We start from the raw sequence: 10446 nt of genomic DNA on the forward strand, positions 1-10446 counted from the left end.
GAGGTGATTACATGCAATCTATTTTAGAAATCGACGCGAGCCTGTAGAGATACAATATATTTTTACATCATCATCTTTCTGAAGGCGGGTGTAGATTAGGAATGCGATTACAGTTTAATTTTTAATATATTATTGAAAATAAATAGGTTTCTATCTAAGTGTATAACATGCCTTTGTATATAAAATCATATTTTAAAAATAGAAAAAATTTTGAAGAATAGGTGGATTCAAGTAGAGGGTTTTTCAATAAAATAGCCAATAATATTTTAGTCTTCTACGAAAAAATCACAATTAAAATCTTGTATAAGTCTTTTTTAGAAGTGTAAAAGGGTATTGTCTGCTGAAAAAAAATTGCTATATTGAACTCATGGTAGGTCGTAAAACCAATAAGACGCTACCGAATAGTTGGACGGATCAATGATAGTTAGTTGAGTTTGATGTTTATCATCAGACAATAAATCTAACACTAGCCATCCAACACAGAGCTCGCAGAAATGCGAGCTTTTTAATTTCTGTCTAAAATAATATTGCACTAATTTTAATATTTTACTTCTTGCAATTCATCCTTATAAAAAAGTTTACATTGCCAAATTCGCTAACATCTTTAACCTTAATCGTTGGACTAAGTGTGGTATAAAAAACTGCAAATTGGAGAATTTAGGAGGAAAAGAAATGTCTAAGATAATCGATATTAAGGTGAAAGATCAATTTAGCAAAGTGATTGAAGTGAAAGCCATGCTACGTTCCTTTGCAGAACATAACAATGATCAGGTAGTTGATTTAGTTAAAAAAATTGAACATATCGTGGTGGATGGAGAAACAATTCTGCCGAGTATTGAGCTGTTATTTGAAAGCCAGCAGTCTTCCAATATTTATCGTGTTGTAGAATAATTCAATCAGTGGGCATCAGATAGGTAGTGAAAATTGAACTTATTCATCCGACATCACCGATCCAGCATATAAAAAACTCACCTAATTGGTGAGTTTTTTATATGTCGGCAATTACTCACCTTGCACATAATTTATCTAGCTGTAAATAAAGCAATCTCTCATGATAATAAAGAGCTGATTTAAATAACTAACCGTTTAAATCTGCTTAAGTAATATGTTCACATCATATTTTTCAAATTCTTGCAAAATTTGCATTAAAGTCCGCTGAGCTGTTGGATGTTCAGGAGTTAAGGAAATTTCCTGACGGGTGGTGCTGTCAAAACATTCGATGGCTTGAATCAGCCAATGATGTTCGAGAGGACTTTTTTCAATCAACACACGGCGCGGTTGCAAGTTGTCGCACATCTGACGTGGAAGCACATAGGTAATTGCCAGTTGCACAAGTTGCAGTTCTTCCGCCGGGCTTAAAAAAGTAATCACCCAGTTGCCGACTTTGCTGAGTTGCATAGGATTATCAAACGCATCGAATTCTAAATAGCAGGACATATATATGATCCAATCGAATGTCTATGCTCATTATATGGCGGGATTATAATTATTTTTCTATCACGCTTAAGTCTGATATTCAGGGCTTTAAATTTGATCTGAATATAAATATTTATAATAACCAATCAGTTATATTATAAAATCAAAGAGAACTTATTGTTAAACTTGCTCATTTAAGAGTTTTAAAGACTCAGAAGGTTTTATTCATGAACTTCATTTCGCTGTAATTGATCTAGAGCAAAATTGATCTGCTTCAGAATATGATTCAGTTCTTGAGGGGCAATGCGGCTTTCCTGAAGTGAGGTGGTCCATTGCATTTGACAAAGTTTCAAACTGCGTGCATCCCGAGCTAGTGAAATATGCTGTACTTGCTGTTTGGCCATCAAGCCGCAGTATTTTTGTAAGCTTTCCATCATCAGGTATTTGAGGTCTTCAAAATACAAAGCCTGCGGTTCTGGCAGATGGGAATGATTGTCTTGATTCATCCCGCTAGATGAATTTAGAAGGCGATGGCTCTCGGAATGCGCCAGGTCAATTTTTGTATCTACTTTTATCTCAGCTGTTTTCTGACAATGTATTAAATCGCCGGTTTCAGCTGGCCCAATTAATTCCATGGCATAAAGTTGATCTAAAATTTCGGCAGGAGCAAGTTGCTGTTTTAAAGCGTCATTTAATAGGTTGAAATCCTGGCTGCCGATCAGAACCAATAAGCGGCGTTGACGTGCGGTGAGTGGAAGAGAGCGATCCTGGAGTACCTCGATCCCACGTTGAGTCTTATAAAAATGCATCATAGCTGAATAGATAGTTGCTTAAATTCAGCTTGAGCATAGTCTGTCAGAATTACACTAATATGAAGTATTTATTAAAATACCGAAGCGTATTTCGATAAGATTTATAATGTGGTAATCGCCGTATTTTCAAGGGCCTTACGTAAATAAGGATCAAGTTCGTCCTGACGCAATAACCATTGTACGTAGTCAGCCGGAAGTTCTGCAATGGCAGTACCGCGATGTTTACCAAAATTTATGGTACGTGGAATTCGGGCATCTTCAGAAGCCTCGAATAATTCCTGCATACTATTGATTTTTAAATGATGGACAATGTGCATCAGAATATTGGCAGTTAAAATGATGTCCATGTCAGCACGATGCGCTTTACGGATCATTTCACGCGCTCGCTCACTGCCTTTGGTGATCATGTAAATCAGGGCGGAAATATTATGTGCTTCTGCATCGGGCCAGACCCGGCGTGCTAAAGCCAGTGTACAGATCGCCTTGATTTTCGAGGTATCAACATCGCACTTTTGAATGGCACGGAGGTCATAATCAATATTATGACCGATCATGTAGACTGTCTCATTCGGCAGGCTAAAAGTGCTGTAATGCGGCTGGCCTTCCAGATCCGATTCCAGAATATGATGCACGGCCATGGCAGCAAAAGAAATGGGTTCGTCACAGGTATAGAGCTGATCAAAAAGACGGCTTTTATCCAGGCTGATTTTATGATCTACAATTTCGACAGGCGCATAGGCAATTTCAATGGGTTGACCATTTAAAGTATGCGTTTCGGTATCAAGGATAATGGCCTGCATGTCGGAAATACACCTGAAAAGAGAAGAGAGTAAAATCTAACATTATTATTTTGCTACTGACAATTGAATTGCTTTATTTCTGTATTGATTGCAGGCTTTTTAACTGGTGGCGACCATGTGTATGGTTTGGGAAGATGGAAGTTTTGCCTCGTTTAAGTTTGTTAATTTAATAATAAATTTAAACTAATGTAAATTTAACACAAAAATAACTCATTCTTTTCTTGATATTCTTTAGATAAATTGGGAAATTAAGTCTAGTTTTATCGTTTGTTTAGGATAAAACCAGAAAAACTCATTAGATATAATAAATAAGACAAGGATAAGATCGATGAAACGTCATGTACTGACCTGTACTCTTCTCACATTAAGTTTAGCCTTAACCGCTTGTAACGATGATAGTGATAATGATCTTTTTTACGAGGCAAAACCTGCTATTCCGGTAAATAATATAGATAATCCGGTGGTGGCAACACCTGCAGCTTATACTCAAACAGATTTTTCAGGGATCGCTGACGAAAGTGTGATCATGACCTATAAGATGTTAGGGGTTAATGGTAAAGAAACACAGGCCACTGCTTTAGTTTTTACACCCGAGGGAATGCCTCCAGCAAAAGGATGGCCGATCGTCGCATGGGCACATGGCACGACTGGTGTAGCTGATCAATGTGCGCCAAGTCGAAATGAACTTAATCCTTTTATCAAAAATATGATTAGTGGATTCCTTCAAGCTGGCTATGTCGTGGTTGCACCTGATTATGAAGGATTGGGAGAGCCGAGTGGCAAAGAACTCCATCCTTTCTTGAATCTTAAGAGTGAGGCATATTCGCTGACCGATGCAGTGGTGGCTGCAAAAGATTATTTAGGGCCAGAAGCTTCTAACCAATGGATGGCGGTTGGACATTCTCAAGGGGGCCAAGCAGCTTTAGGCGCGGCCCAGTATGCAGCACGTGCCTCTAAAATGACCTATAAAGGTACGGTCGCTTTAGCACCCGCTTCTAATTTCAGCCTGATTTTGTCAGGAGGTGAACAGCAGGCAGGACAGGAAACAGATCTGAATAAAAAAATTGAAACTTTAGCGTCTTTAGATACTTTTACTGCACTGATTGTTGCGGGGTTGCGAAACCCGAATCCAAATCTGCAATATAGCCAGATTTTCAAAATGCCAACCGATAACATTGCGAAGAATGCTGAAACAGATTGCTATGACATATTGGGCAAAAAATTTGGTAATGCAATGGGAATTTATCTTAACGATAAAAAGACCTTGGAAGGATACCCGCGTACTCAAGCTAATTTTATGAGTATTCCAGTGGTGAAAACCTTTCTGGAAAAGGATTCTCAGCCTTTACTGGTGAAAGTTTCTACACCGACCATTATTTATCAGGGTTCAGCAGATAGTACCGTTCCGAAAGCAGCAACAGATGTTTTAGTTCAATTAGCGAATCAGAAAAAAACCTCAGTACGTTATATTACGGATGAATCAAATACGACTAAATGGGATCATGGCAGCGTCTATGCACTGAATATTGCTAATATTATTTCAGATGTAAAATCTCTAATGCCAATTCAATAACTTATTTTTATCTAAATGGCTCATGTTTTTGAGACATGAGCCATTTTTATTGCAAAGTGGAGAAAGTTCATGATCGAAAATTCAAAACTTCATGCTACAATACGCGCCAATCTTAGCACGGCTTAAAAGCCCTAAATCAATAGGACCTCGCTAATGTTTGCCAATATCTCTATCGCTGAATTTGATCCAGAATTAGCTCAAGCAATCTCGAATGAGGATGCTCGTCAAGAAGCTCATATTGAGCTAATCGCTTCTGAAAACTATTGCTCACCAGCAGTCATGGAAGCTCAAGGTTCAAAACTTACTAACAAATATGCGGAAGGCTACCCAGGCAAACGCTACTATGGCGGCTGCGAATATGTAGACGTTATCGAACAATTGGCGATTGACCGTGCTAAAGAACTCTTTGGTGCTGATTATGCTAACGTTCAGCCACATGCTGGTTCACAAGCAAACTCAGCAGTTTACTTAGCGCTTCTGAACCCAGGCGATACAGTTCTGGGTATGAGCCTTGCTCACGGTGGTCACTTGACTCACGGTGCAAAAGTAAGCTTCTCTGGTAAAACATATAATGCAATTCAGTACGGTTTAAACCCTGAAACTGGCGAGATCGATTACGAAGAAGTTGAGCGTTTAGCGCTTGAGCACAAGCCACGCATGATCGTTGCCGGTTTCTCTGCATACAGCCAAATCGTTGACTGGCAGCGTTTCCGTGACATCGCGGACAAAGTAGGTGCTTACCTGTTTGTTGACATGGCACACGTTGCAGGTCTGGTTGCTGCAGGTGTTTATCCTAGTCCGGTGCAAATTGCTGACGTAACTACGACGACAACTCATAAAACACTTCGTGGCCCACGTTCAGGTCTGATCCTTGCGAAAGCAAACGAAGAGATCGAGAAGAAACTTCAATCGGCTGTATTCCCGGGTAACCAGGGTGGTCCTTTGGTTCATGCGATTGCGGCGAAAGCAATCTGCTTTAAAGAAGCTATGGCGCCTGAATACAAAGCTTACCAGCAACAAGTTGTAGTAAATGCTAAAGCAATGGCTGAAGTATTGATGGCTCGTGGTTATGAAGTCGTTTCTGGCGGTACTGAAAACCACTTATTCTTGTTATCTTTAATTAAACAAGACATCACAGGTAAAGAAGCTGATGCCTGGTTAGGTGCTGCTCATATTACTGTGAACAAAAACTCTGTACCAAACGATCCACGTTCTCCGTTTGTGACTTCAGGTATCCGTATTGGTACACCTGCTGTGACTACTCGTGGTTTCGGTGAAGCTGAAGTACGTGAACTTGCTGGCTGGATCGCTGACATTCTGGATGCCAAAGGCGACGAAGCTGTCATCAGTGCAGTTAAAGAAAAAGTTGCAGCGGTATGTGCTAAATTCCCAGTTTATGCATAATTGCTTATAAACGGAAAGGAGCTCCCAACCGGGAGCTTTTTTTATAGCTGTATAAAGTAAGGCTGCAGAATATGTTTGTACTTGATCGAGCTCAATTTCAGTTGAGATCACTATGTACAAAATGATGTTTTAAGTTCTATAAATGTCTGCCTGAAGACTATGATGTAAGACTAAATTATCAATAAAATCATATTGAGTTTTTCTAAATCTGGCTTAAAGTTTTCATCAACTCTCTTTATTTTTAAATGTTTTAAAAGAGTGGACCATTCGCTCCATGTAGTGCTTCACACCATTTACAGGGTCATTTTTCAGAATCTGATGTTTTAAAAATATTGGATATCCTGCTGGATGGCACGCTAGATAAAACACTTGAGTAAATCCCATGTTACTGTAAGGAAATACTGAAAAAGTGCTATGAATGACATCATTCTTTTTTATTTAAATATTCTATGGATTGGTGGCATTTGAATTTAGGCAAATCCTATATTTAAAGATGCTGCCGGCAGTTAATTGATTAATTTTTCACTTATGAATTAAACAAGGTAATAAGAATGACTAAACCCAACATTATTTTATCTGAGCAGGATTTGCAGCGTCTAGAAACGATGCTGGAGAACCAGAGCAAGCTGAGTGAAACCATGATTCGCTTAGAGGATGAACTGGCACGTGCCGAAGTAGTTGAGCCAAAAGAGATCGCAAGCAATATCGTGACCATGCATTCACGTGTCCTGTTGACGATTGCACCTTCAACCGAAGCGGTTGAGGTGACCTTGGTTTACCCACATGAATTTAACGGTGAAAAAGGGCAGGTCAATGTGGTCGCACCCATAGGTGCAGCCATTCTGGGACTTGCTGAAGGTCAGACCATTGAATGGCCACAGCCGGATGGTCATACGATGAAAGTGACTATCGAGAAAGTGCTCTATCAGCCGGAGAGCGAAGGGGATTATCTCTAAGCCCGTTGAACATCTTTTAAAAGCCATAGCAATATGGCTTTTTTTGTATATGGATTTTAAGTAAAACCTAGTATTGTAAGCATTTAGATCAGATTGAATACATTTTAAAATTCTAAATGCTTAAAGTTAAATAATTCTCAAAATGCTACGGAGCCATTTATCTCTCCAATTGGATTGTATTGCCAAAATCATAATTAAAATAAAGATAAAACATGGATTTAGTTAAAGTGATGTAACGAATTTCTGGATAAATATACACAACGTCGCCTGTTTTTTTGCTACATTCAAAGATGTTCAAGATTTCTTTAGTTCACTTTTTAAAGGATATCGTCTCTCCTATGTCGCGCTTTGAAGCCCTGCCTGCCTTAACTGACATGACGTTTGATCGTGAGGAAATTCTGGCGATCAAACGGAATGAGCTTGTACCTGTACTGGCTAATCAATATGGGCTGAACCATTATGCTGATGCCTTGATTCAGGCTCAGTCGGTTCTGCTGAATGGGGTCGATCCGCACTTGACCCAGCAACTGAGTCAGACCATTGAGCAATTGATTCAGGCACTGGCAGAATCTAAAAAGTATCTGAAAAAACGTAAATTCAATGCTCTTCAGAAATGGCTGGGCATTGATCTGGATTATGGCTCTAGTCAGGTTGAGTATTACCAGCGACTGGATCGTCTGCTGGATCAGGCTGATCACTTAAGCCGCAAATTGCAGATTGAAATCCAGAAATCGCAATCCCGATTCCAGCAGATTTTAGGTTTGCGCGAACAGATGGCCAAGCATATTGTCGCGGCAGAAGAGTTTCTGTCCGAATATCCGCAATTTGTGAAGAATCAGCATCCTCTGGATAATTTTTCAGAACGTCTCTCCAAGAAAATCAATACCCTGCGAACCTTGCAGAGTAGTAATGACATTGCCATTACCCAGATGCAACTTTCCCAGCAGCTTTCCTTTAGCTTGCTGGATCGCTTTAAGGAGGCTCAACAGGTATTGATTCCGGCTTGGCAATATCATGTCAAACAAAGCCAGACGAAACACTCGACAAGTGATCTGGAAAAACTTGATAATAGTCGTGAGCGTCTGATTAAAACGTTAAAAAAATCCCTCGAGAAACCCTCGAAATCATAACAATATAAGGTGAACTATGACCAAGTCTGATTTAGTAAATTTACCTGTTGAAAGCTCGAGTGAACTGGTCGAACAAAAATTCCAGCAAATGGACCTGAAAGAACTGGGCCTGCAGCCTGCTGACTTTCAGGAAGTGCTGGCTGCACGTAAAGAATTACAGAACATGAGCCATAACAGCGTGGCGGAATATGGTAAAAATATTGCGACCAAAACCTCGACCTATACCGATGAATTACTGAATCTGGTTCAAAATAGGGATCTGGATGCCACAGGACAAAAGCTGAATCAGGTCGTGCAGGTGGCGCAGCAGCTGAACACCAGCAGTATTCTTAATAAAAAGAAAAGTTCAGGTTTTTTTGGCAATATCATCAGCAAATTTAAAGGTGCAAAAGATAACTTTGATGCACATTTTAATACCACCAAAGAGCAGCTAGATGTGCTGGTGAAAGAAATCGAAACTTCACAATCCGGACTGAAAGCGCGAGTCGATACCCTGGACAAAATGTTCGATGGAGTGCAGGAAGAGTACAAACAGCTCGGCATTCATATTGCCGCAGGCCGTTTACGTGAACAGGAGCTACAACAGGAAATTGCCGCTTTAACCGCCTTGCCACAAGACCAGACCACCACACAGAAAATTTATGATCTGAATCATCTGGCCAATAATCTGGAAAAGCGTATCAGTGACTTACAGGTCTTGCAGCAGTCTGCCATGCAGACCTTGCCGATGATCCGGATTATCCAGTCAAATAACCTGATGCTGGTCGACAAGTTCTATGCAATCAAGAATATTACTTTGCCGGCATGGAAAAACCAGATCAGTCTGGCAATTTCCTTAAGCGAACAAAAGAACAGTGTCCAGCTGGCCAATACTATTGATGATGCTACCAATGAGCTGCTGCGCCGTAATGCAGACCTGTTACATCAGAACTCGGTCGCTACGGCTAAAGCCAACCAGCGCTCGGTGATTGACATCGAAACGCTTGAACATGTGCAAAATACCCTCATTAAAACTGTAAATGATGTGATTCAGATCCAGAAAGAAGGTGTACAAAAACGTACAGAAGCGACCGTGCGTTTAAAAGCTTTACAGGATAATCTGAATCATTTGGTAATTGAATCAAGTACCAGTGGATCCAAGCCCAACTAAATCAGGTAGGGCTAAAATCTGTAAGAAGGAGTAGAGATTGCCGCCCTTAGATGAATATGCCGTCAAACCTCAAGACATCAAGCAGGGTGTAATCGCACTCAAAAGACGTCAACGCAATTTGATGTTATTGGGTTTGACCACATCTACCGTATTTATAGCCTCATTGATCAGCCTGTTTTTCCAGCAGGAGCTGGTCTATGGCTTTTTTGGTCTGAGCACTGAAGTTCAGCAATTGCACTTACCAGTCAGTGTCGACGCTGCACTGGCTAGCATTGGTGACAGTCCAGATTATTTTTTTAGTTTGTTAAGCTGGATTGGCTGGCTAATTATTAAAATTTTTTCTTCTTTCATTGGCGCATTTATTGTAATGAGCCTAATGAAAAAGCTACGTTTCTTTTATGTGCGTTTTCAGTCTTTCGTGCTGAAATTTGTCGCATGGCTGATTGCATTTATTCTGATCTGGTCAGGATTAACTTACTGGCAGCATGATCTGCGGAATGATGAGGATGACGCTTATCAGCAAGTGGTATACTACGATAGCAATATCAATGACAGTGAAATTGCCCGTTATCTGTCCGATTCAGAGATTGCTGCACCAGTAAAGTCTTATTTACTGGCACAAACGGCACTGTTACATAAGCCCGTCGATTTCTCTGCAGCACGGCCTTATGTGGCCCAAGTGGTTGAGGCCGAGAAAAAAGATGCCAAGTTTGAGCAATATGGGTTCAAACCTGAACAGATCTGGACCATGCAGCAACAGGTCTATGGCAAAAGTTTGACTCCTGTGGCGCAAAGTGTAGAGCGTCAAGCACAGCAAGCTGATGAGGTCAGTAAGATCGTGAATATCGTAATCATTGGTATTGCTATCTTGTCTGCATTGCTCAGTCTTGTTCTATTTTTACTGGCTCATTCGATTAAAGGACGTTCATTGCGGATTGAACAACGAATTTTCTAAACTAAAAAATGCTTCTGGAAAGGGAGCATTTTTTTTTAATCTTTAAATTTATCTCTTTATAATTTGAATCGGTCATAATGTATAAAATTATTAATAGAATAATAATCAAATTTTTAATCATAAAATCCGATTAATAAAATAAAAACAACCTGTTTTACCTATTCAATCGATTATCCTATCATGGCTGTATCAAATAAACATTTACTCCTCTGGAGGCGTTAGCAATGTTAGACCAAAATACTTCTGCCCA

At 39.9% G+C, this 10446-nt stretch carries 10 protein-coding genes; 7 read left to right on the forward strand and 3 right to left on the reverse strand.

Translation table 11 applies throughout. From position 1 onward, the window contains the following. Positions 1 to 672: 672 nt before the first annotated feature. Positions 673 to 891 (forward strand): hypothetical protein, encoded by a 219-nt coding sequence (locus H9629_RS07435; RefSeq protein ID WP_064102761.1) that lies wholly within the window; start codon positions 673 to 675, stop codon positions 889 to 891. Positions 892 to 1086: 195 nt separating this feature from the next. Here H9629_RS07435 and H9629_RS07440 read toward each other — a convergent pair whose 3' ends face one another. The 3 genes from H9629_RS07440 to H9629_RS07450 all read right to left on the reverse strand — a co-directional run bounded on the left by H9629_RS07440 (position 1087) and on the right by H9629_RS07450 (position 3028). Continuing rightward, positions 1087 to 1437 carry a hypothetical protein gene (locus H9629_RS07440; RefSeq protein ID WP_064096186.1) on the reverse strand — a complete coding sequence of 117 codons (351 nt, stop codon included), beginning with the start codon at positions 1435 to 1437 and terminating at the stop codon, positions 1087 to 1089. Between the two features lie 200 nt (positions 1438 to 1637). Next, positions 1638 to 2228 (reverse strand): hypothetical protein, encoded by a 591-nt coding sequence (locus tag H9629_RS07445; protein WP_191730819.1) that lies wholly within the window; start codon positions 2226 to 2228, stop codon positions 1638 to 1640. A gap of 101 nt (positions 2229 to 2329) precedes the next feature. Beyond that, the gene (locus H9629_RS07450; RefSeq protein ID WP_064096184.1) at positions 2330 to 3028 is read right to left on the reverse strand and encodes a DUF3820 family protein; all 699 of its coding nucleotides are present in this window, start codon (positions 3026 to 3028) and stop codon (positions 2330 to 2332) included. A gap of 328 nt (positions 3029 to 3356) precedes the next feature. Here H9629_RS07450 and H9629_RS07455 point away from each other — a divergent pair, with 328 nt between their 5' ends. The 6 genes from H9629_RS07455 to H9629_RS07480 all read left to right on the forward strand — a co-directional run bounded on the left by H9629_RS07455 (position 3357) and on the right by H9629_RS07480 (position 10196). After that, positions 3357 to 4601, forward strand: coding sequence for an alpha/beta hydrolase (locus H9629_RS07455; protein ID WP_191730820.1), 1245 nt, complete (start codon positions 3357 to 3359; stop codon positions 4599 to 4601). A 153-nt stretch (positions 4602 to 4754) separates the two neighbouring features. Beyond that, on the forward strand, positions 4755 to 6005 hold the full coding sequence (gene glyA, locus H9629_RS07460) for a serine hydroxymethyltransferase (RefSeq protein WP_064096183.1): 1251 nt from the start codon (positions 4755 to 4757) through the stop codon (positions 6003 to 6005). Positions 6006 to 6556: 551 nt separating this feature from the next. After that, the gene (gene rnk, locus H9629_RS07465; protein WP_064096182.1) at positions 6557 to 6961 is read left to right on the forward strand and encodes a nucleoside diphosphate kinase regulator; all 405 of its coding nucleotides are present in this window, start codon (positions 6557 to 6559) and stop codon (positions 6959 to 6961) included. A gap of 338 nt (positions 6962 to 7299) precedes the next feature. Continuing rightward, on the forward strand, positions 7300 to 8091 hold the full coding sequence (locus tag H9629_RS07470) for a hypothetical protein (protein WP_064096181.1): 792 nt from the start codon (positions 7300 to 7302) through the stop codon (positions 8089 to 8091). Positions 8092 to 8107: 16 nt separating this feature from the next. Beyond that, positions 8108 to 9241, forward strand: a complete 1134-nt coding sequence (locus tag H9629_RS07475; protein ID WP_064096180.1) for a toxic anion resistance protein — start codon at positions 8108 to 8110, stop codon at positions 9239 to 9241. 37 nt (positions 9242 to 9278) lie between these two features. Next, positions 9279 to 10196: a hypothetical protein gene (locus tag H9629_RS07480; RefSeq protein ID WP_191730821.1), complete on the forward strand. Its 918-nt coding sequence runs from the start codon at positions 9279 to 9281 to the stop codon at positions 10194 to 10196. The last annotated feature ends 250 nt before the right edge of the window (positions 10197 to 10446 follow it).

This window comes from Acinetobacter pecorum, assembly GCF_014837015.1.
Lineage (GTDB): Bacteria > Pseudomonadota > Gammaproteobacteria > Pseudomonadales > Moraxellaceae > Acinetobacter > Acinetobacter pecorum.